This is a genomic window from Ectopseudomonas composti (genome assembly GCF_001567565.1).
GTDB classification, from domain to species: Bacteria; Pseudomonadota; Gammaproteobacteria; order Pseudomonadales; family Pseudomonadaceae; genus Aquipseudomonas; species Aquipseudomonas composti_A.
Genome location: NZ_LSSW01000029.1, coordinates 823509 through 845576, shown reverse-complemented (window position 1 = coordinate 845576; position 22068 = coordinate 823509). Strand labels below are relative to the sequence as shown.

At 58.3% G+C, this 22068-nt stretch carries 19 protein-coding genes; 1 reads left to right on the top strand and 18 read right to left on the bottom strand.

Features of this window, described 5'->3' with window-relative positions; translation table 11 throughout:
- Window positions 1-161 precede the first annotated feature (161 nt).
- The 6 genes from imm45 to PCLY_RS24890 all read right to left on the bottom strand — a co-directional run bounded on the left by imm45 (window position 162) and on the right by PCLY_RS24890 (window position 4664).
- Window positions 162-494 (bottom strand): Imm45 family immunity protein, encoded by a 333-nt coding sequence (gene imm45 / locus PCLY_RS25420; RefSeq protein ID WP_082768123.1) that lies wholly within the window; start codon window positions 492-494, stop codon window positions 162-164.
- Window positions 495-907: 413 nt separating this feature from the next.
- Window positions 908-1312 (bottom strand): hypothetical protein, encoded by a 405-nt coding sequence (locus PCLY_RS24895; protein ID WP_156458624.1) that lies wholly within the window; start codon window positions 1310-1312, stop codon window positions 908-910.
- A 472-nt stretch (window positions 1313-1784) separates the two neighbouring features.
- Window positions 1785-2624 (bottom strand): glutathione-dependent disulfide-bond oxidoreductase, encoded by an 840-nt coding sequence (gene yghU / locus PCLY_RS20230; RefSeq protein ID WP_061241584.1) that lies wholly within the window; start codon window positions 2622-2624, stop codon window positions 1785-1787.
- A gap of 163 nt (window positions 2625-2787) precedes the next feature.
- Entirely contained in the window at window positions 2788-3264 is a 477-nt protein-coding gene (locus PCLY_RS25415; protein ID WP_082768119.1) for a TonB family protein, read from the bottom strand.
- A gap of 77 nt (window positions 3265-3341) precedes the next feature.
- Window positions 3342-4073 carry a hypothetical protein gene (locus PCLY_RS20225; RefSeq protein WP_061241582.1) on the bottom strand — a complete coding sequence of 244 codons (732 nt, stop codon included), beginning with the start codon at window positions 4071-4073 and terminating at the stop codon, window positions 3342-3344.
- Window positions 4074-4463: 390 nt separating this feature from the next.
- On the bottom strand, window positions 4464-4664 hold the full coding sequence (locus PCLY_RS24890) for a hypothetical protein (protein WP_156458623.1): 201 nt from the start codon (window positions 4662-4664) through the stop codon (window positions 4464-4466).
- Window positions 4665-5513: 849 nt separating this feature from the next.
- Here PCLY_RS24890 and PCLY_RS20220 point away from each other — a divergent pair.
- On the top strand, window positions 5514-6194 hold the full coding sequence (locus PCLY_RS20220) for a polysaccharide lyase family 7 protein (RefSeq protein ID WP_061241581.1): 681 nt from the start codon (window positions 5514-5516) through the stop codon (window positions 6192-6194).
- Between the two features lie 48 nt (window positions 6195-6242).
- Here the strand turns inward: PCLY_RS20220 and PCLY_RS20215 are convergent, their stop codons facing one another.
- From PCLY_RS20215 to PCLY_RS20160, 12 genes are all read right to left on the bottom strand, one after another.
- A complete protein-coding gene (locus tag PCLY_RS20215) occupies window positions 6243-7712 on the bottom strand; it encodes a right-handed parallel beta-helix repeat-containing protein (RefSeq protein WP_061241579.1) in 1470 nt (489 codons plus the stop codon).
- Between the two features lie 14 nt (window positions 7713-7726).
- Window positions 7727-8830, bottom strand: a complete 1104-nt coding sequence (locus PCLY_RS20210) for a polysaccharide lyase (protein ID WP_061241577.1) — start codon at window positions 8828-8830, stop codon at window positions 7727-7729.
- Complete coding sequence (locus tag PCLY_RS20205) at window positions 8821-10239, bottom strand: alginate O-acetyltransferase AlgX-related protein (protein WP_061241575.1); 1419 nt, start codon at window positions 10237-10239, stop codon at window positions 8821-8823. The genes PCLY_RS20210 and PCLY_RS20205 overlap by 10 nt, the downstream gene beginning before the upstream one ends.
- Window positions 10240-10273: 34 nt before the next feature.
- Window positions 10274-10909, bottom strand: a complete 636-nt coding sequence (locus PCLY_RS20200) for an alginate O-acetyltransferase AlgF (RefSeq protein ID WP_231740185.1) — start codon at window positions 10907-10909, stop codon at window positions 10274-10276.
- Window positions 10910-10945: 36 nt separating this feature from the next.
- The gene (locus tag PCLY_RS20195; RefSeq protein ID WP_061241571.1) at window positions 10946-12022 is read right to left on the bottom strand and encodes an alginate O-acetyltransferase; all 1077 of its coding nucleotides are present in this window, start codon (window positions 12020-12022) and stop codon (window positions 10946-10948) included.
- 10 nt (window positions 12023-12032) lie between these two features.
- Window positions 12033-13463 carry an MBOAT family O-acyltransferase gene (locus PCLY_RS20190; protein WP_061241569.1) on the bottom strand — a complete coding sequence of 477 codons (1431 nt, stop codon included), beginning with the start codon at window positions 13461-13463 and terminating at the stop codon, window positions 12033-12035.
- Between the two features lie 17 nt (window positions 13464-13480).
- Window positions 13481-14893 (bottom strand): alginate export family protein, encoded by a 1413-nt coding sequence (locus tag PCLY_RS20185; protein WP_061241567.1) that lies wholly within the window; start codon window positions 14891-14893, stop codon window positions 13481-13483.
- The gene (locus tag PCLY_RS20180) at window positions 14890-16365 is read right to left on the bottom strand and encodes an SEL1-like repeat protein (protein WP_061241565.1); all 1476 of its coding nucleotides are present in this window, start codon (window positions 16363-16365) and stop codon (window positions 14890-14892) included. Before PCLY_RS20180 ends, PCLY_RS20185 begins: the two co-directional genes overlap by 4 nt.
- Before the next feature lie 7 nt (window positions 16366-16372).
- On the bottom strand, window positions 16373-17518 hold the full coding sequence (locus PCLY_RS20175; RefSeq protein WP_061241563.1) for a PilZ domain-containing protein: 1146 nt from the start codon (window positions 17516-17518) through the stop codon (window positions 16373-16375).
- Window positions 17519-17535: 17 nt separating this feature from the next.
- Window positions 17536-19056 carry a glycosyltransferase gene (locus PCLY_RS20170; protein WP_061241562.1) on the bottom strand — a complete coding sequence of 507 codons (1521 nt, stop codon included), beginning with the start codon at window positions 19054-19056 and terminating at the stop codon, window positions 17536-17538.
- Window positions 19057-19101: 45 nt separating this feature from the next.
- Window positions 19102-20532, bottom strand: coding sequence for a mannose-1-phosphate guanylyltransferase/mannose-6-phosphate isomerase (locus PCLY_RS20165; RefSeq protein ID WP_061241560.1), 1431 nt, complete (start codon window positions 20530-20532; stop codon window positions 19102-19104).
- A 111-nt stretch (window positions 20533-20643) separates the two neighbouring features.
- Window positions 20644-21954: a nucleotide sugar dehydrogenase gene (locus tag PCLY_RS20160; RefSeq protein WP_061241558.1), complete on the bottom strand. Its 1311-nt coding sequence runs from the start codon at window positions 21952-21954 to the stop codon at window positions 20644-20646.
- Window positions 21955-22068: the final 114 nt, after the last annotated feature.

The window sequence follows — 22068 nt, the reverse complement described above, 5'->3', positions numbered from 1 at the left end:
GCTCTTGGATGGAGCAATTGCCACCCACGTAGCGTTGGCCCGCCTCTAGCATTTGCCGGAACTCTGTGATTTCGACAGACATTACGTTGATGCCTAACGTTTGGTTAAGGGGCGGGCTTTAGCCCGTCCCAGTGAGCGCAGCGAGCGATTTGAACCACTAGTTAGGTTTCTACGCCATGCCCGGAAGGATAGCAATCAACGTAATTTACGTTTGCAAGCTCGCATTCTGGGTAAACCCAAAACGACCAGTTTTTCTTTAGCCAGTCTACTGATATTCCGCCGGACTCATGCTTTGCTTCTGCTGGAAATACTAGCTCCGTTTGACCTGCGTGATAGCCAGAAGAACATATGATCTTATAAAAAGTTGGCGAGTCATGATCTTCAATAATCATGAAGTCGACGATTTTTTCGAATGGTTGTTTTGACGGAAAGCGAAATACTACACCTCTCCCAAGTGAGTCTTTTCCACAGGTTGTAAGCGGACGCCAATTCATCATGGAACCTAACGCTGGAATTAAGCGGCGGCGCAGCCGTCCGCTTGAATGAGATGTTAGGCATGGGCCGAAAGCAATGTGAGCTGCTGGCCCAGCCATGACTTGAACTGCTGCTCCGAAAGTGGGTCTGGCGAATGCCCCCATTCATTCCAGCGCCGGTCAATAACTTGGGACCAATCGTCCGCGACTCGGGCAAGCGCAGGATGACCACCCCAGAACCGAGCCGCGTCACGGCAATGGCTGATATGGCCGTTGAGCTCTTGGATGGAGCAATTGCCACCCACGTAGCGTTGGCCCGCCTCTAGCATTTGCCGGAACTCTGTGATTTCGACAGACATTACGTTGATGCCTAACGTTTGGTTAAGGGGCGGGCTTTAGCCCGTCCCAGAGAGCGAAGCGAACGGTTTGAACCACTAGTTAGGTGCCTTGCTCAGTACAGAAGCCTGTGGGCCCGCATCGAGGATTTCGGCTGGGATAAGTCCAAGGCATTCTTTAGTGATATTTGTATAGCTGCTAATGACATAAGCCATTTGGCGAATATAGATAGATGCTAGTTCATAATATGCTTTTGAATTAGCCGACGCTGGATGCTCTTGCATGTGCTGATGAGCTCTACTGATAAAAACTGGAATTACCTCGTAGTTTTTGCTCAGGTATAGGCCGCAAATGTTGTTCAAATAGCTAACTAAAGGGTAACCGCTGGAGTTTCGACGGTAGACCTGTTCAGGGACAACTTCAGGGTGGTTCAGGTGGCTGTGGAATAACTTCAGCTTAGCCCGCTCTTCGCGAGCGCCTGGAATCGACAGATCAAGTTCCATAGAGGCACCTAACAGTGATTAGATAGTCTTCTTCACTAACACATTAGTAGAGCCGGCGGTATAACTCCGCACTGCAGGGTGCAGTCATCCATAGCAAGCACTTAAAAATCAATAGCTTACACAGAAGGCTTTACGACTGAGCGTATTCGCTTGACTTCCACATTTTGCGCTTTCATTACTACTGGACAGATATACACAAAAGCACTGCGACGGCGCAAGGACAGCGAGGATACGTGTCGAAAAAGTGTCGAAATCAACGGGCGATAGAGTGCCGCAATGGGCAGAAGGTATGAGGCGAAAGCCCCGATTTTGCTGGCTTTGGGCAACGATGGGCAGCAACGGGCACCAGCGAAAACGGGTTCAAATCCCTATCTTCCCGCCATATCAAAAGCCCCGAATCGTATTACGATTCGGGGCTTTTTCGTGTCAGGGAATCTGCAGGCTTTGGTCCTGTGCTTTCTCGTCTCAGGTCTTAATCCAAATCAGCAGGCTGGTGCCGTTCCGGCACTTGCTCCGACTCCTCGCCCCAAGTGCGGTTGATCCGACGACCACGCTGTACCGCTTCGCGTTTGGCGATTTCTTCGGCCCAGCGCAGCACATGCGGATATTCGTGAACGGCCAGGAACTCGGCGGCGGAGTAGACGTTGTTCCTCACCAGTTCGCCATACCAGGGCCATACGGCGATGTCGGCGATGGTGTAGGTGTCGCCGGCCAGGTAGCGGTTATCGGCGAGGCGCTGGTTCAGCACGTCCAACTGGCGCTTGGTTTCCATGGTGAAACGGTTGATGGCGTACTCGAACTTCTCCGGGGCGTAGGCGTAGAAGTGACCGAAACCGCCGCCCAGGTAGGGCGCCGAGCCCATCTGCCAGAACAGCCAGTTGAGAGTTTCGGTGCGGCCTGCCAGATCCTTTGGCAAGAAGGCGCCGAATTTTTCCGCCAGGTAGAGCAGGATCGAGCCGGACTCGAACACGCGGATGGGGCTAGCCGTACTGCGGTCGAGCAGGGCGGGGATCTTCGAGTTAGGGTTTACGCTCACGAAACCGCTGGAGAACTGCTCGCCCTCGTTGATGCGAATAAGCCAGGCATCATATTCGGCGCCCTCATGGCCCTGCGCGAGCAGTTCTTCCAGCAGGATGGTCACCTTCACGCCATTGGGCGTTGCCAGGGAGTAGAGCTGTAGCGGGTGCTTGCCGACCGGCAATTCCGCGTCGTGGGTCGCGCCGGCGGTGGGGCGGTTGATCTTGGAGAACTGGCCGCCGGATGCTGTCAGGTGTTGCCAGACCTTCGGCGGTACGTAGGTAGATTGGGTCATTGAAACCTCGCGTGTCGACGTATGAAGTGGCAGTCGCAGCCAAGGCTATCTGGATTTCACCCGACATTTGAATGCCCGTGGCAAAAAAGGAACGAATTTATCTATTGCGCTCGCCAGTCTGAAAATAAATCTGTCCCCTTTCTTCTTTCTTTTTTTGTGAAGATCAATAATGAGACCTGGATTCTATTATGTAACTCCATGACTTGAAAACAACAGAGTCATAGACCTCGGATTGGCACTTCATAGGCTCAAAAGATAATTGACGGGCCTGTGATAAGGCAGCTTTATCGAAAGCTACATTTGATGATTGAAGTATCTTTGCTGAAGTCGTGACTCCGTCTTTATTCAGAAATATTGCTACCCAAACGTGCCCTTCAATGCACTGCATAAGTGCTTTTTGTGGGTAAAAAAGGTAAGTCGGATTCTGTACCACAGGTGACCTGCAGTCTTTCGTGGTTGCCGGGTATTCTCCTGATGGAAAAAGTACCTGCCAATCACATTTCTTCCCGGAACATAATTCGGAAATTTCGGGGGGAGGAGAAGTGGGGCTGCTGACAATACATTTCGGCGGCAGGTTATGAGTTGATGAGCATGCTGCGAGAAGTATAACGGCTGGTAATAGAATAAAACGTTTAGTCATATGAGGTCAGGCCTTGGTTGTAGTGAAAATAAATCTGTCCCCTTTTTGAAGCGAGTATTTTGTCCGGTGAGCTATTCTCACTTGCGAATACCTGACTTGTACATAAGCTCTTCAATAGTTGCTCTGTAATGAACTGCTATGTTCTTTAAATCTGCTCTTCGGCAGTTATAGTAAATCTTGTGAGCAGAAAAATTCCCAACTGTTCTAAAGTCGTCAAGGACCGACCTTGCGTCCCGGGATAGCTTCAAGGTTGTGTTTGTTTTTGCGTCGTTGACGATTTTTTCCAGCATTTGATAGTTGCCATCATTGCCTTTAATAGCTTTTCCTATGTCGAGATGCTCATAAGAAAGTATCAGCATTATTTCTAAAAGACGCCGCATTAAAACCGCGCAGCCATCAAATATATTGAACTCATAACTTGCGTTTATTTGCTTTGATAATGATTCAATGAAGCCTCTTGAATCCTCATATATTGGCTTTGGCAGAATCACATCATCTGAAATCACCTCTTCACTTGCCACATGTATTCCAGGTAGTTCAGATTGAAGAAGGTCGAACGCTATGGGATGGAGCTTATAGCTATCTTTGGTTTTACCCTTAATGAAGTCCCTAGAAACTGAAAGGTTTTTCTCGATTCTTGATAGATTCGGCTTTGGCAGATCGAGCAATAGAAACCATTCGCTGATGTGCGATCTTGAGAAATCCGAACTGCCAGATGTTTTTTGGTGGAAGTAAGCTAAAAGCTTAACTTTTTCGATCTCCTTCTTTTGCAGAAGATCAACCAGTTTTGAATAAGCCTTTATATCCATTAGTCACTAGATTCCTTTGGGAGATCATGCTCTACATAGACGGCTCCTCTATGCGGAATTTCTAACTGCCCATTCTCGTTGAATTCAATCCATCCTTCTTTGTTTTTTGTATCTATAAAGCTTTGACGGAAGGCTTTTGGTGGTTTTTGCTTAACCTCCAAATAGCATGTGTAAACATGATTTAGCGTTACTTCGGATATGCCTAGGATTTTTCTTAGATAGTAAACGGCAACGGCATTTATTTGTTTGGCTCCATTAGGTTTTTTCTCATCAAAAAATTCTTTGAATGATGGAATGCTGCCATCCCCTCTTAGATTAAGATGGCGATCAATTGAGTAGGATTCATTTGATGTGGTTTTCTTGGGTTTTTGCTGAGACGCACTGTTGTTTTTAGTTGGTGCTTGTTTTTTTCGCCGTGGATGCTGGCTGCTCCTGATTCTCAGATGAATTTGAATTGGTAACAGATGGTTCGTGGCCGAGAAATTGACCAACTAATAGATCATAGACTTTTGGTTTTACTGCTTCTGGGAATTTTTCGATGACCTTTGAGATTTCCAGCAGCTCACTTTTTAGTTGTTCGTAAGATGGCATATATCCTCCTTGTTGGCTGATTTTGCTTTTTTCAGTCTAACTATAAATTAGTCGGAATTGCTGTCGCATAACATCTCCGGTAATGTCTGATAATTAACCTTGAGTCGCTACAATTCTTTGATTTATAACGTATCAAAGGTGAGAAACACGACATTCTCAGGTTGAAAAAGCGACACAGAAGACCTGCAGTACAGGGGGTGATGGCCAAAAGCTAGCCATAGCCGCCGGGCCTGTCTAGCTGCTGTGTCGAAAAAGTGTCGAAATCAACGGGCGACAGAGTGCCGCAATGGGCAGTAGGCACGAGACGAAAGCCCTGATTTTTCTCGCGTTGGGCAGGCAAGGGCAGCGCTGGACAAACGCTAAAACGGGTTCAAGATCTCTATCTTCCCGCCATATCCCCAAATTAAGCCCCCTGAAATCCCTAGGGTTTCGAGGCTTTTACTATCTCCCATCGCCTTCTGACGAACTGTCTCTGGTGAAAGCGCGCATCCAACCTCTCCCAGCCGGATAAACAAGCCAGCAGCCGTTTCTTGGGGCGTCGGATAGCGCTCGTTGCTCTCCCCAAAGCCTCGATTCGCTCACATTCCTCGCATTCACTTCGGCCGCGCAAACATGAGGGCTGGGGTGTGTTTGGTCGTGTCTGCAGGCAAGGAATCGTTATGTGGCGAGGCAAAGGGCTGGGCGTTCAGTCGTCATAAGCTCATGGGTCAAAAAAATAGCGCCAAAATAGTGATAGATGGTCGCTAGACTCGAAGATAAGCTTGGTTGCACGCCGGAAGCCGCAGTCGCTCAGGTCGTGGGCCTATCTGGCGAGGCCTGCGATGACCGTTTTATCCATGGAGTTCTGTCATGATCGATCTAGCCACCTGGAACCTGACTATCCCCGTAGGCGTCCCTGCTGCTGTCATCGATACGCCCGTGCTGGCGGGTGGGTATCAGGATGATTACTTTCAGTCCCGCGAGGGGCGAATTTTCTTCTGGGCACCGGCCAATGGCTCTACCACCAGCAATTCGACGTTCCCACGCAGCGAACTGAGGGAAACCTACCCCGACGGCACCTTGCACAACTGGTCCTACACCGCCGCGAATGATGTGCTGAGCGCTACCGTCAGGATCACCCAGGTGCCGGCCAGTGGCATTCTGGCGTTCTCGCAGATTCACTCGAAGCAGGGCACCTCACCAGCGCTGATGCTGGGTTATCAGTATTTGCCGAAGAGTGGTTATGGCAACGTGGTGATCGCGTTCCGCGCGCATCCCGCCGACGCCGATTCGGCGAAGATCGTACTGGCGAGCAAGATCAAGCTGGATCAGGACTTCAGCTATGAAATCCACCTGGCCAAGAATGGCACGCTGACTGTCGGCCTGGTCGAGCCAGGCGGGGCAGTGAGAACCTGGAGCCGTAGTTATAAAAAGGCGTGGGCAAGCCATCCTTTGTATTTCAAGGCTGGGGTCTACACCCTCGACAACAGCGGCAACGAAACCAACGCCGGCGCGGTAAGCTTCAGCCAGCTGCAGGTCGAGCACCGCTAGCCGTCACTTGTGGTTTGGCCAGCGCTGCTTGCTGAGTATGCGGATTGGCTAGTTGTTGCAGACAGGGGCCTGGGCCACTTCGCTGGTGGTCTGGGAAATCTGCAGGTGGCAGTGACGGCGCACTGTGCTGTCGAGTATCTGGCTTTGCAGCGGCAGCAGGTCGCCTATCAGCAGGTTCTGCAGCAGCGGGGTGGCCTTGTAGTGGTTGTCACCCAGAACGGTGTTCTGCATGCCTTCCACTCGGATCATCGCCTTGCCGATGCTCTCCAGCGTATTGCCAGTGATCACGAGCTTGCCGGCCGTAGGCTGGGCGTTGCGCAGGCTGATGGCGTACTCGGGAGTCGAGTGGATGCGATTGTCGATAATCAGCGCGCCACTCAGTTCTGCGGCGTCGATGGCGCTCAGTTTGCTGTTGGCGATCAGGTTGTCCTGGATCAGTAGGCCTGAGCCGTCGCCGATCTGTCGCAGCATCATGCCGTAGCCCTGAGAGGCGCCCAGGCGGTTGCCCTGAATCAGCAGGGCGCCGTTTTGCGCGCTGACTTCGATGGCGCTCTTGCCGGCGTGCAGGATCAGGTTGTTCTGAATGCGCCCGCTACTGCTGCCGCTGACACGCACGCCACTGTTGTTCTTCACGCCGTCGATGCGGTTGTCGGCAATCAGAAAGCGGCTGTTGCCCAGGTCGATGGCATATTGTTGTTGCTTGGTGAACTGGTTGTTACGAACCAGCGCCTGGCTATGGTTCAGCTCCAGCGCGCTGGCCATTTCTTCGAAGCGGCTGTTGTCGATCTGGATCTGGGCAGGGGCGCTATTGGCCGACTGTTGCGAGCTCAGACCGCTGCTGACGCCGCGCGAGAGGTTGGCGTTATAGCCGATCTTGACCAGTTGCGAGTTGTCGATCAGTAGCCGGCTGCCAGCCCAGTTCATGATGAAGGGGCGGGTAGGGCGGTCGGTGGCAGCGGCGCGGCCGTCGCTCCAGCTTTGCAGGCGCGAGTTCTGCACGCGCAGCAAGCCCTGATTGATCAGCGCCGTGCCCGATGGGCCAAACAGGTAGAGGACCTGGTCATCGATCAGCAGCGCGGCATCGTTGGCAATCATCAGCGGGTAGCTGAGTAGGTAGCCATCGTCATGGCGCCTCAGGACCTTGGCGTCGTTCAAGCGTGTCCGCAGTTCTTCCAGGGTGACACTGCCGCCGCGGATGACCACCGCACGCGGGTGCTGCGCCTGATAGCCGGCAATCGCGCGGAACAGGCCGTTGTGTACGAAGGGCTCGAAAGGCCAACTGCCTGCCTGCGCGGAGTACATGGGCTCCAGGCTGACACTGCCGCGCTGCCTGGGAGCCTGGATGTCGAGTACAGGCGGCTGGCTGCGCTGCATGATCAGGGCACTGCTTTGCTGTTGCTGCTGCTGTTGCCACTGTGGGTCGAGGGTGTGCAAGGCTGCCGGGGCGCCAAGGGCTGCCAGGCTGACGGTACAGGTCATCAGCAGCATTACGCGAGATAGAGTCAGTGCCTGTGACATGGCGACATCCTGGGTCAGTTTAGCTGGGGGTAAAGCGGCTTGAGATCGCCGCCAACCTGGCTGTAGTTGTTGATCTCTTCACCCTCTGCCTGGTACAGGCGGCGGCCCCACTGGTGCTGCGGATAGCGGTTGAGGAAGGGCAACAGCCAGACCATCTTGTGCGGGCCGACATCGCTCTGCCGCTCGGTCAGCTCAGGCAAGGTCTTGGGTTCGAGCACGGCGCGGGCGGCGAAATTGGCCAGGCCGGCGAATTTGGCTCGTTCCTGTTCGTTGAGCGGGCGACCGTTGAACTCTGCCGCCTCGACCAGCAGCGTCAGCGGAACCAGTGCGTAATGGCTGTAGTCGGCGGCCAGTCGTCCTCTGGCCACTTCCAGTGGCAGGTACTGATAGTCGCCTGCGCCGGGGGTGAGTTGACTGAAGGCTCGGCGCAAGGCGACGTCAGCCCAGGCCAGGCCCTTGTCGTCATCGAGCAGCATGGAGGTGGCGGCGACGGCCCAGGCGGCCCAGTAGTCGTGGTTGTTGAAGTAGACGCCGGTGTCGTAGCGGCGTGGTTCGTACTCGGCGACGACCTTGGCGGACAGCTGTTGCAGCCAGCGAGTCTGGGCAGCACTGAGTTGGTAGCGCTGGTCGCTCAGCGCCTGCACCTTGAGCAAGGTCGAGGCGATGGCGGCCAGGGCCCACTTGCGCGAGGCGACACCGGTCTTGCTGGCGTCATCGCTGAGCAGGGCCGATTTGCTGGCCCAGGCATCGAGCCACTGATCCAGGCAGGCCAGGGCGATGTTGGCTTCGTTGGCCTTGCGGGTGCGCTGGAAAACCTGCGCGGCCTTGATCAACCCGCCTATGTAGCCCTGCACCTGCTTGCGGATGCGCTGGGTGTCCTTGCTCTGCTGTGCGACCAGGCGGCTCTTGCTGGCGTCGCTCTGGTCATACTTGCTGTCCAGTTGCAGGTGGCCGGTATAGGCGGCAGGTGGCGTCTTGGGGCAGCGCTCCTGTCGATAGTCGCCCACCAGCCCTGCAGCCACCGTTGATTGCGGCGCCCAGATCGATTGGGTGGCGTTGGCGCTCAGCGAACCGCAGAGCAATAGCAGCAGGGCTGTCAGGCGGGGGCTTACAGGCATAGCTTGGTCTCGACCTTGAAAGGCTGTTCAACGGTCTGTGTGGGCTCAAGCAGCACCGACAGCAGGTTGGCATCGCGAAACTCCGGAGCACGGCTCAGCTCCAGGTAGTACTGACCACCGGTGACGACGGCCTCTCGACGGAACCACACTTTGTCGCGGGTGCCGTTGTCGTAGTAGGTGATGATGTAGAAGTTCTTGATGTTGGGGTCGCTGATCCGAATGTCGAGCACGGCATTGCGCCCCTTCAGATCCCGGCGTCCTTCGCCTGTGTTGCTGAGCAGTTCCAGGCGGTCGTTCAGACCCATGCTCGGGCGTTCCAGCTGGGCTTCGAGCACGCTGTCGCTGGCCTTGCAGCCACCGTTCACCGCCGGGATCAGCTGGCGGTAGGTCAGCTCTCCGTCCAGTGGGTAGTTGGCTGGCAGCTCCCAGATGATGAGCTTCGGCGCCTTGTCAGGCGAGTAGTTGCTCGACAGCAGGTATTCCAGCAACGAACCGTCCTGACCGGCGCCCGGCAGCGCGTAGTTGATCAGATCGGTGCTCAGGTATTGCTTGAGGAATCCGTCGAAGTTGAACTGCTTGGTTTCGTCTTCACGAGCGGCGGAGTTACTGGTACCGACCAGTACCACTTCAGGGTCGGGTTGCTCCTCGAACAACTGTGCGGCGTCATTGCTCTCCGGCACGGTCTGGTAGCCGGGCACGAATTGATAGCCGAAGTGGTTGCCGCAGATTGCCGACAGCCCGAGGTTCAGCGTGCCGTCCTTGTAAAGCGTCAGGGTCTGCTCGGTGACGTAGTTCTTGCGCGGCAGCTTCGCAAAGACAGGGCTCTGGCGAATGGCTTCGGCGGTTACGCGAGCGGTGGACTCTGCGCCCACAGGCGTCCAGTGGTGGTCGCGACGGAAGAAGAAGTCCTTCGGCGGGTTTTCCACCAGGGGCATGATGTCAGGCACGATGGCCCCGGCGTCGCGCATCTGCTGCAGGAACCGGCGCAGGTTGCCGCTGGCTTTCTGGTAGTCGAAGCCGTGTGCCTGTCCGGGCAGCAACTGGGCACGGTGCATCAGGCCACGGGTCGGCTGTACGGCGACCGCGACCTGCGTGCCGTGCTTGGCGAAGGCCTGCATCAGGCGCGCGAATTCCGGCTGTGCGGCGGCTGGAATGCCGAAATTATTGGTCAGGTCGACCTCCGAGCGAAACAGCCAGCGGTCCTTTCCGGGAACGATCTGCTTGAGCGCCTTCATGTTGCCCTCGGCATACTCCTCGGGCGCGCTGAGGCGCGGGCAGATCAGGCATTGCAGGTCCTTGCAGCCTTCGGCCTGCTCTGTTGGCGTAACGGCTGGAGTGGCGTGCGCGCCCGCGGCAATCAGGCTGCCGATGGCCAGTAGGAAATAGTGCTTCATGCTCTTGGAGGTCATCGTCCACTCACTTGTTTGACCAGGCCTTCGGGATTCATTCCGTAGGATCGATGCTGTTCGCCAGGGTTATCGCACGGAAGCCGCTACCAGCTGGCAGCAGGGCATAGCTGTAGGAGCGGCCCTTTTTCAAGAACAGCTCGTCGAAGTCGACCAGTTTGGCGTCGCCGGCGTAGGCGGCGAATGCGATTTTCAGCTCGTTGACCATACGGCTGCCGGTCTGGTCGTGCTCGATCGTGTCGACCACGACATGCTGGCCATCCAGGGTCTTGAGTGCTGCCGGCTTGTCGGTGAAGTTGTAGAAGGCGATCTGGGCTTTGCGTGGTTCGTTGACGAACTGGTCGGCAATCAGCAACAGCTGGCCGTCGCGATACACCACCGTGCTGGCGGTATTGGCCTTGAGTTCGCGCTCCAGTACCTGGCCGGCGGCGGCGATGCGCTGCATGCCGGGAGCGACGAAGCGATAGCCACCAAACTGCCCGGCAGTGACGGACTGCGGTTTGTTCTTGCCGCTGAGCGTGACTTCGATGTTGCTATCGCTCAGGTTCAGGACCCTGACGAACGCCGAGTTGGCAGGGGCGACCGGGTCGTAGAGGTCGGCGTTGTTGTCCTGGGCGGCCTGGGCGACGGTGGCGCCGAGCAGCAGCAGGGTCAGGACTCGAAGAATGAACATGGGCATACGGATACCTCTTGCTAGTGTCTGGGTATGTCAGGGCGAAGGAATCTGGCGCTGGGCGAGCAGGGTACGCAGGGGGAACTCCCAGATAACCGTTTGCACCTCGTCGCCCGCGGCGGCAGGGCCGGCCAGGAACTCGTTCATGGACTCGAATGGGCCGCGTGCTTCCAGGGCGACGGTCACCAGGTCGCGTTGCAGGGCCTGCTTGAGAAAACCGGCAAAGTTCCAGTCATCGATGCGGGTGTAGCTGGTACCCACCAACGCCAGGGAAATGGCCTCTTCGCCGAACAGGCTGTCATCGAGGCCACCTTTCTCCTGTTTGAGGGTTTCATGCAGTTGGATGTATACCGGCTCGAAATAGCTGGGGGCCAGCCTCGGGTCGAATTTCAGGTAGTTGAGCAGGTCGCCGCTGATCTGTTTTTCGCCAGCGGCCTGGGTGATGTAGGGCGTGTCACCCAAGAGCTCGGGGAATTGCTGGGCCAGGGTCTGCGCCGCCAGTTCGGCGCCTTTCGGGCTCCAGTGGGTGTCGTTGCGCAGGAACAGCGGTTCGGAGGCAGCGACGCTCTGGTAGGTGCTGCGCAGGTCCACCGTGTCGATACCGCGCTCGGCCAGGCGCTGGCGGAAGTGCTGATAGAGGTCGCTGATGGGTTCGCTGGGCACGTAGGTCGAGTGCTCGGCGTAGGTGTCGAGTTTCATCGGCACCGGCAGCATGATTAGGCGCTTGCCCTTCTGCTCCAGCTGTTGATGAATCTTGTCGATCAGTGCCAACTGCTTGTCCAGGTTCTGCTCCATATCGCTGGGCACCAGGTATTCCTGGTTGGTGAACAGCCAGCCATCGCGACCCAGCACCACGCCACTCGCACCCTCGCGGAAGAGGGCTTGCTGGATATTGGCCCACAGCTCGACCGATGGATCGCGCAGGAACAGACGCTTGTCGTAGAAATGCTCGAACTTGCGCACCAGCTTGCCGTCGAGAAACAGCGACAGGGCTTGTGTCTGGGTGCCGGAGAAGGCAATCACCGCGGGCAGTGAGTACAGGAACATGCCGCACAGCAACACGCAGAACAGGATGCCATTGATCTTGCTGGCCGAGCTCATCACCGGAAACATGTCGGCAACCTCAGAACTGGAAGTACAGGAAAGGGGAGAACGAATTCGCTGCCAGGCGGGTGATCGTCAGCAGGAAGCCGAGCCACAGCAGCAGCGTGCCGAAGCCGCTGACGTGCTGCATGAAGTAGGGTTCCTTGCCCGAGCTGGCGTAATAGCGGATGTTGATCGAGCCGGCGATGACGATCCACAGCAGGGCAATCAGGGTGAAGGTCATGGTCATGGCCGAGGTGCCGAACCAGTAGAGGTCCAGCGAGCCGAAGCCGTTGAGACCGATCAGCGCCTTGTAGATCTCCAGGGCCTGGGGCAGGGCACCGGTAAAGAACAGCGGCATGCAGGATGCCAGGACGAACATGCAGCGGACATTGCGCCAGAAGTTGTAGGGCGTATTGACCTTGGTGGCGATGCCCAGCTGTCGTTCTATGACCATGGCTATGCCGAAGAACAGGCCCCAGAAGATGAAGGCGAAGCTCGGCCCGTGCCACAGGCCGGAAAGCACCATGGTGATGACCAGGCCGGTGAGCATGCCGACCAGGCGCTTGCGCACCAGTGGCATGTACACGTAATCGCGCAGGAAGTCGGCCAGGGTCATGTGCCAGCGTTGCCAGAATTCGGTGATGCTCTGCGCGATGTAGGGCTGGTTGAAGTTCTCCGCGAAGCGGAAGCCCATCATCATGCCCAGGCCGATGGCCATGTCGCTGTAGCCGGAGAAGTCGAAGTACAGCTGCAGTGCAGAGATCAGCAGGCCGAACCAGGCGTCCGCCATCTGCAGTTCGCCACCGCCGACGAATAGCGTGTTCATCGGCGCCAGGGAGTCGGCGATCAGCACCTTCTTGATAAAGCCGAGCATGAAGCGGCAGGCACCCAGGGAGAACAGCTCCAGGGAGTGGCTGCGTTGTTTGAGCTGCTTGTCGATCAGGCTGTAGCGCAGGATCGGCCCGGCGATCAGTTGCGGAAACAGGGCGATGTAGGCGGCGAAGTCGACGAAACGCTCGGTGGGTTCGGCGTTGCGTCGGTAGATGTCGACGATATAGCTCAGGGCCTGGAACACATAGAAGGAAATGCCCAGCGGCAGGATGATGTGTTCCAGGGTGAAGGTATTGATACCCAGCGGCTCGAGCACCGCGACCAGCACGTCTGCGCCGAAGTTGGCGTACTTGAAATAGCCGAGGGTGGCCAGGTTGCCGATCACGCCAACGGTCAGCAGGCGGAAGGCGATCTTCTTCTCGCCTGCGTCCATGCGTGCCTTGATGCGCAGGCCGAACCAGTAGTTCCAGTAGGAAATCGCCACGAACAGTAACAGAAAGTCAGGGCGCCACCAGGCATAGAACAGGTAGCTGCCGAGCACGATCACGTAGGAACGCCAATGATCTCTGGCCAGGTAGTAGCACAGCAGAAACACCGGCAAAAACAGGAACAGAAAGACATTGGAGGCGAAGATCATGCTGGCGCTGCTCTCGGTCAGTAGGTCAGGGTGATGCCCAGCGTCACCTGGTAGTCATCACCGATTTCCAGTGCGCTACCGGCCCTGAAGTAACTCAGGCTGGTCAGGGTGTTGAGTTGGATACGCTTGCCGTCGTAAGCCAGCGGGAACATGCGCCAGTAGTGGTTGATATCCATCACCTGGCCCAGGTGCGATGAGCCGGTGTCGCGCACCACGCCCTCGTTGGTGGTACGCAGCGGCAGTTGCGCGGAAGCGTTGCGCAGGCGCAGATCGCTCAGGCGTACGTCCAGCTGGCTGCGATCGGTCGGCCGTGTTTCCAGGCTGACGCCATAGAACGCCAGGTTGCTCAGGTTGACGCTGACCAGGTTGCTGACCAGGCGGCTGCTGTAGCTGAACGGATCGTTGCGTCGGTCCGACTGGATGCGGTTGAGGCTGAAGCCGTCGCGGCCACTGTCGTCCGGGCGATCGGTCAGGCCTGCGGTGAAGCCAACGCGTGGGGTCCAGGGCAGGCTCTCGAAGCGCTTGCCAACGTCTCCGACTACCGCCCAGCCGCGTTTGTCGCTGCGGTCACGCTGACCGTTGTTCTGGGTGATGTCCTGCGTGCCGTCGAGCCTGACGGCCTCCAACTGGTAGTCGCTGATCAGCGACGTCAGCTCGCGCGTGTCGCCGCGCAGAAAGACGCCGTAGCGCAAGCCGTCGAAGTCCTGGCGGTCATCCGGCGAGCTGCCCGAATAATCGTCCTCGTGCAGCAGGCGGGCACCGATCCAGTGATCGGCATGCCAACGCCAGGCGTACTCGGCCATCAGGTAGCGAATGTTCTTGTCTTGCGGGTCGAGGCGGTTGTCGTCGGAGTTGTAGTAGTAGAACTTCTCGGCGATGGCGACGAAGCCGCTGGCGAAACTGTCGTTGTAGTCCAGACGCAGGGCTTCGATGCTGTCGTCCCACCAGATGCCGAAACGATCACTGAAGCGCTGACGACCGAAGGTGGCGGAGAAACGTGGGTCGTCGCCCAACAGGTTACGGCGTATGTAGAACTCGCGGGCCTCGCTGTAGGCATGGCGACGGCGGCTCAGGTTCTCGTCGTTGCCCTCGGTGTCCTGCAGGGCGTTCGGATCGGTGTCGTAGTTCAGCCACAGGCGGCCGAAGGCTTCCCACTTGGCCCAGCGCTGCTCGGGCGAGAACCAGCGGTAGGACGGTTCGTAGCGCAGGCTGAAGAAGGTGCGACGATCTTCGCCAAGGCGGGTCTCGTCGGGGCCGTAGCCGGTGCGCATGAAGACCTTGTGGGTCAGTAGCGAGGTGACCGGTTCGAGCTCGGGCGACAGGGTGCTGGCTGCCACCGGCTGATTCTCGACTTCCTCGGCTTGCGCCAGGACGGGAGGCAGGCAAGCGATCAGCAGTGCGGCGCAGCGCAGGGTATTGGGGCGGATCACAGGGCGAACTCCTCGATGAGACGATTGCCGTCACGGGTGGCGGTGGTGCGTTGCTCGGGTGTGAGCCTGGAGCCAAGTGCCTCCACCAGCGCCGCAGCGCGTTGATCGCCCAGTTCCTGGGCGGCGAAAGCAAAGGTGTAGGCCTTGGCGTTGTCACGGCAGATGGCGCGGCCGTAGGTGTAGAGGCGAGCAATGCGCATCAGCGCATTGATCGAACCGGCCTTGGCTTCCTGCAGGTACAAGGCCAGGGCGCGTTCCTGATCGGGTTCATTCAGGACGCCCTGGCTGTACATGTCGCCTTCGAGCAGGGTGGCTTCGGGGTAGTGCTCGGCCTGCAGCTCGGCGATCAGGCGCTGGCTCAGGTGCGGGTCGAGGGTGCGCCAGAGCACCATGTGCAGCCTGGCACGCAGTGCCTTGATGTTTTGCTCGGTGATGGGCTGTTCACGCTCGGCCATGCTCAGGCTGAGGTTCTCCCCCCGGCGCTGTTCCAGGCGCTGGACGAGGTCGACGACCGGCTCCGGGCCGTAGCGGTCCGGGGCGGTCATCAGGAAGTTGGCCTTGCTCATCATTGCCGGGCCGAAGTCCCGGGCGATGGCGTTGTCCAGCCACAGCAATACTTCACGGTCGAGCTGTTCGACGAGGCTGGCGTGCGCCTGGGCTTTCAGCTCGCGGGCCTGTTTTTCTTCGTCGGTCTGCGCGCGTGATTGCGGGCGGCTGTTGTTGTAGGCGCTGATCTCGGCGTTACGTATTTCCGTCAGCTGCTGGGCGATGCGCTGCACCAGATCGACCGGCAGCGTATCCATGCGCGGCGTCAGTTGTTCGGCGAAGGCGCGGAAACGCTCGTTACGCGCCTCACCGAGGAAGTCGTAGTAGCGGTAGACGGCGCGCGGGTCGTTTTCGACTGCCAGACGGAACCATTTGTCCGCCGCTGCCGTGTCCCCGGCGCGTGCCGCCGCGACTGCGCGATAGAGCGGCGCGTGACAGTACACCAGGCAGGCGCGGTCATAGAGCTCGATCAACTGCGCGACTTCCGCCTCGCTGAACAGGTCGGGAAAGACCAGAAACACTTCCAGGCGGGTGTCGACGTTGACGAAGTCGCGTCCAGCCGTGAAGCGCTGCAGCGCCTGGCGCATGTAGGCGCGGTTGGCCTGCTGCCAGCGCGGCTTGTAGTCCACCAGGCGTGCCAGTGGCACCAGGGCGCCGATGTCTCCGCGGCCATCGGCGAACGCCTGCTTGAACAACTCGATGGCGCGCGCGGCGTTTGCCGGGCTGCGGCCGGCCAGTACTTCACCGAGCAGCCGCGTCGCGCCCAGGTCGCCGCGTGCGGCCAGGGCCCGCAGATCCTCTTCGACTGCTGCCTGGTTGTCCTGGAACAGCGCGTAGCGAATCTGATCGAGGCTGCGGGCCGCGTGCGCCTGGCTGGCGATCGCCAGCGACAGGGCAGTGGTACAAAGGAGGGATCTGAGCGACATGGTGACCTCAGAATGTCCAGCGCAGAGGCAGGCCGAGTTTGAACTCGACAGCGGCTGGCAACTGATAGTCGCTGAGCGGCAGTTGGCGATCCGGCTTGATGGTCAGTTCGACCATCTGCCGTTGATCATCTACGCGGCTGGAGACGATCTCGCCGGAGAGGGTCTCGTCGCTGCCCAGTACGCGCATTTCGACGGCACGAACCCGCTCGAGCTTGTCCATGCGATCAAACGGGACGCTGGCCTTGATGTTCAAGGGCTGGTCTTTTGGAAGCAGGTGTACCAGTTCCTGCTGTTTGTAGGCGAAGCCGTCCAGACGCGGGGCCGGGAAGTACAGGCTGCAATCACAGGGGCTGGCGATTACGGTTTCTACCGTCACGCGGCCGAGCAGGGCGGCAGCGTCCTGATCACTGAGGTTGGCCATCGCGGCAATGTCGGCTGGGCTGGTGAGGCTGCTGGCCAGTTGCGTGGAGACGCTGGCCAGAGGTTGGCCGACGCTGACGCTGGTCTGACCGGGGTCGATCAGATAACGCAGGTTGCCGTTCTCCGGCATGCTGATGATATAGGCGTTGGCGCTGACGACCGCTTGCGCGGCAGGCATCTGGAAGAACAGCAGGTAGCTCTTGTAAACGATCAGGGCCAGTGCAGCGGCGCCGGCGCAGAAGAACAACAACGAGCCGAGGGCTGCTTTCAGGCGTTCACCGGCCGTACGCGCATTGGCCTGCTTGGTCTTGCGCTCCTTGATGTAGTTCTCGCGCTGCATCACGTTGAACAGGCCATTGATGTCGGCAATGTCGCCGGACATGTAGGCGGAGATGATGTAGCGCAGGATGTCGCGCTTCTGCCGGTCGAGCTCGACGAACTCGGCGCCGACTTCACGGCCTCGCTGCGAGACGATCTTCAGCTTGGTATCGATGTTCAGGTCGACCGTGTGCAGCTTCAGCTTGATCGAGCCATTGAACAGGCTGCCGATCTTCAGCGGTTGATCCAACAGCAGGCCGATCCCGCCCAGGGAGATATCCTGGATCTCGCATTCCATATCCTTGGCGCCGCCACCTTGCAGGACCAGGCGGGCAGGGATCTTGGCGCGAACGAACTGGCGTTCATCGATCGCTTCATGAACAACGTTTGTAGGGAGGACAGTAGTGCTACTCATGGCATTCGCGCCTTCGCTTATGGTTGCGTGAGTTCCAACAGGACCGAGATGACCCCGAAGAAAATGGCAATGGAGGAAAACAACATGGTTTTCGACGTCCAGCGGTTGAGTGCCGCATCGAAGCTCACGTTGCCGTTACTGATCGTGGTCTTCTGTCGTGTCCAGCTTTGCTGGTCCATGTGGAACATGGTGTAAACCTTCATCACCGAGCCGACGATCTGGTTGTAATAAAGAACGAATGGATACATTGGATCGACCGGGTGTTTGGTGAAGAAGAACAACAGCGTCACCAGGGTGCGCGACAGCAGTACCCAGAACAGGTAGATCAACAGGTACTGAATGCCGAACAGCATGCCGGCCACCACCGAGGCGCTCAGGCCCATCAGGCAGGTCCACATGGACACGCGCTGGTCGTAAAGCACGTACATGGTGAACATGCCGAGGCGGTCGAGGCCCAGCAGGCGCGTCGCACGGAAGTTCTGCCGCAGCGAGTTGCCGTACCAGCGGTACATCAGTTGCCGCGTGGCACGCAGGAAACTGTTATCTGGTGGATGCTCGACGGTCAGGGTATGGCTGTCCGGTACGTAGAAGGTGTCCCAGCCGGCACGCATCAGGCTGAACCAGGAGGACTTGTCGTCGCCGGTGAGAAACTGGAAGCGGCCAAGACGCCAGTGGTCGAGGAAGTCAGCTTCGACGTCCTTGATGAAGTCCGGGTCGGTCATCACGCTGGCGCGGAAGAACGACAGGCGCCCGGTCATGGTCAGCACGCGTTTGCTCAGTGCCATCGAGCACATGTTGATGTGCCGCTGGACGAAACGCATGGTGTGCCATTCCTGCATCAGCTTGCTGCCTTCCACCTCGCAGAACTCGTTGGTGGTAATCCCGCCAACGCTGGGCAGATAGGCGAACAGGGTGACGGCGCGTTCCACGCAGCCTGGCAACATCATGGTGTCGCCGTCGACGACGCCGACCACGGAATTTTCCAGCGGCATCTGCCGTGACAGGGCGCGGAAGGCGTGTGCCAGGCCATCACGTTTGCCAGTACCGCGGGCGCGCACGATGATCAGCTTGATGTCATCGCGATCACGTACCTCCTGGCGCATGATGTCCTTGATGAAGTTCTCGTCTCCCTTCTCCACGATCGACGCGATGATGGTGCAGGGCACCGGCATGCGCTGCACTTCCTGGAACACCGACTGGTAGACCTTGAAGGTGGTGTGCGTCGGAATGCGGAAGCTGGTCACCACCATGAACATGTGCTCGGGCAGGGCGGCGTCGCCCATGCGTTCGACGGCCTTGCGCATGCGCGGGAACCGCCAGTGCAAGAAGTACATGCCGCGCAGGTAGTGGGTCGCTGCGTTGCCATAGCGCCACATGCCCAGAGCACCGATCAGAAAGATGAACTTCTGACTCGACGGGTCCAGGTAGCTGGGGTCGACCATCTCCGAGGCGAGTGCAATCAGTGCGAACAGGCAGAGCCAACCGCACAGTTTGACGAAGCCTGGTGAGGCCAAAGGTGCTGTAAAAAGCCTGAGCATGGGCGTGCTTCCTCCATTGAAGCCTTGTGGGCACGTCTAGCCGGGTTAGCTGATCGTCACGTCGCCGGTGCGGCCGTAGACATCCTCGAAACGCTCGATATCGTCTTCACCCAGGTAGCTACCTGACTGGACCTCGATGATTTCCAGGGGAATCTTGCCGGGGTTGGCCAGGCGGTGAACGGCGGCGATGGGGATGTAGGTCGACTGGTTTTCCCAGAGCAGGAACGTCTTGTCGTCGCAGGTCACACGGGCCGTGCCGGATACCACGATCCAGTGTTCGGCGCGGTGATGGTGTTTTTGCAGGGACAGGCTGGCGCCCGGTTTCACGACGATGCGTTTGACCTGGAAGCGATTGCCACTGTCGATCGAGTCGTAGCTGCCCCAGGGGCGATACACCTGACAGTGGTTGTCCGCTTCGCTGCGACCCTTGCTGGTCAGGTTGTTGACCAGTTGTTTGACGTCCTGCACGCGATCCTTGTGCGCGACCATGACGGCGTCCTTGGTCTCCACGACTACCACATCGTCCAGGCCGACCAGGGTCACCAGTTTGCTCTGGCTGTGCGCCAGGCAATTGCGGCTATCGTGCAGGATCACGTCGCCGGACTGGCTGTTGCCGTTGCTGTCCTTGTCTTGCACGTCCCATAGCGCAGACCACGAGCCGACGTCGTTCCAGCCAGCGGCAAGTGGCACCACGCAGGCCCGGTCGGTTTTCTCCATCACGGCGTAGTCGATGGAGTTGTCAGGGCAGCACTCGAAAGCGCTCGGGTCGATGCGGATGAACTCCAAGTCCCGCGTGCTACGGCTCAGGGCCAGCTGGCAGGTGTCATAGATGTCCGGATCGTGACGCTGCAGCTCCTCCAGGTAGCGGCTGCAGCGGAACAGAAACATGCCGCTGTTCCAGACATAGTCGCCTTGCGCAACGAATTCACTGGCCGTCGCCAGGTCGGGCTTCTCCACGAATGCCTCGACCGAGAGGACGCCAGCCGGCAGGCCTTCAGCGTCGTGGCCGGTCTTTATATAGCCATAGCCAGTCTCCGGCCGTTCAGCCGGTACACCGAACAGCACCATCGCGCCCTCTAGCGCAGCCTTGCGAGCTACACCCAGGGCCTGGTGGAACACCGACACGTCTTCGATCACGTGGTCGGCTGGCAGGACCAGCAGCAGTTCGTCGCGACCTTCGGCCAGCAGATGCATGGCGGCGATCGCCACTGCGGGAGCGGTGTTGCGGCCGAATGGTTCGAGCAGGATGGTCTGCGCGGCCTGATCGATGCTCGCGAGCTGTTCGCTGACGATGAAGCGGTGATCTTCGTTGCACACCACGATGGGCTTGCTCATGCCCTCGATCGCCAGGCGCCCGAGGGTCTGCTGGAGCATCGTCTCGCCTCCGGTCAGGGCGAGAAACTGCTTGGGATACTGCTTGCGTGACAGGGGCCACAGGCGAGAGCCGCTGCCGCCAGACAAAATCAGAGGGATCATGGTATCGCTCCTTGCAATCATCGATTCAGGGCTGTTGGCAGGAAACCGGCAGGCGCCGTAACCAGTCGAGCGGCACCGAGAGGTGCCGCCTACGTTGTTGTTAGCTTTTGCTTACCAGCAAATGCCTTCCTGGTTCGCCTGGGTGGCGTGCTCCATGAAACCGATCAGATCGACGATCTGCTTGTCCTTTCCAATGTTCTTCACCACCTCGGCGAAGCGTGGTTCGGCGTTGCCGATGATCACGACGTCGGAGGCCGCTACAACCTCGTCCAGCTCCTTGCACAGCAGCGAGGAGACGTGCGGGATCTTCGATTCGATGTATTCCTTGTTGGCCCCGAACACGCGGGCGTACTCAACGTTGCTGTCGAAGATCCTCAGCTCGTAACCCTTGCCGATGAGCATTTCGGCCAGCTCTACCAGCGGGCTTTCACGCAGGTCATCGGTACCGGCTTTGAAGCTCAGGCCCAGCAGGCCGATACGGCGCTTGTCGTAGCCAGCGACGATGTCGAAGGCTCTTTTCACCTGGGCTGCGTTGCTGCGCATCAGCGAGCCGATCAGCGGCGCTTCGACGTCGAGGCTGCCAGCGCGGTAGGAGAGGGCGCGCACATCCTTGGGCAGGCAGGAGCCGCCGAAGGCGAAGCCGGGCTTCATGTAGTACTTGGACAGGTTGAGTTTGTGATCCTGGCAGATCACGTCCATCACTTCGCGGCCATCGACGCCGACGGCCTTGGCGATGTTGCCAATCTCGTTGGCGAAAGTGACCTTGGCGGCATGCCACACGTTGCAGGTGTACTTGATCATCTCGGCGACTTCGATCGACTTGCGGATGATCGGGGCGTCGAGTTCGCTGTACAGCTCCTGAAGCAGGTCGCCGGACTGTTCATCCAGTTCGCCGATTACGGTCATCGCCGGGAAGTCGTAGTCCTTGATCGCGGTACTTTCGCGCAGGAATTCGGGGTTGGTGGCCACGCCGAAATCGATGCCGGCTTTCTTGCCGGATGCCGCTTCGATCAGTGGAATCACGACATTCTTTACCGTGCCAGGCAACACCGTGCTGCGCACGACGATGGTGTGACGTTCCTGCTTCTCACGCAGGGCGGTGCCGATCTGCTGGCACACCGATTCCATGTAACCGAGGTCCAGATCGCCATTGCGCTTGCTCGGTGTACCGACGGCAATGAACGAGAGTTCGCTGGCCAGAACGGCTGCGCTGACGTCAGTGGTGCCGCGCAGCAGCTTGGAACGTACGCCAGCGTCGAGCAGTTCAGCTAGGCCGGGTTCGACGATTGGCGATTTGCCCTGGTTGATCAAGTCGATCTTGGTCTGAGAAACGTCGACCCCAATGACCTCGTGGCCACGGGCCGACAAACACCCGGCGCAAACAGCGCCTACATAACCCAATCCAAAGATGCTGATTCTCATGGTTCCATATCTCGCAGTAGTTGAGTCGGTCTATTTCAAAAGTGCTGACCAACATCCGTGTTCATGATCGCACCGATAAGATTGCAGGCTAATTACTGCAATATTACGTCGGGG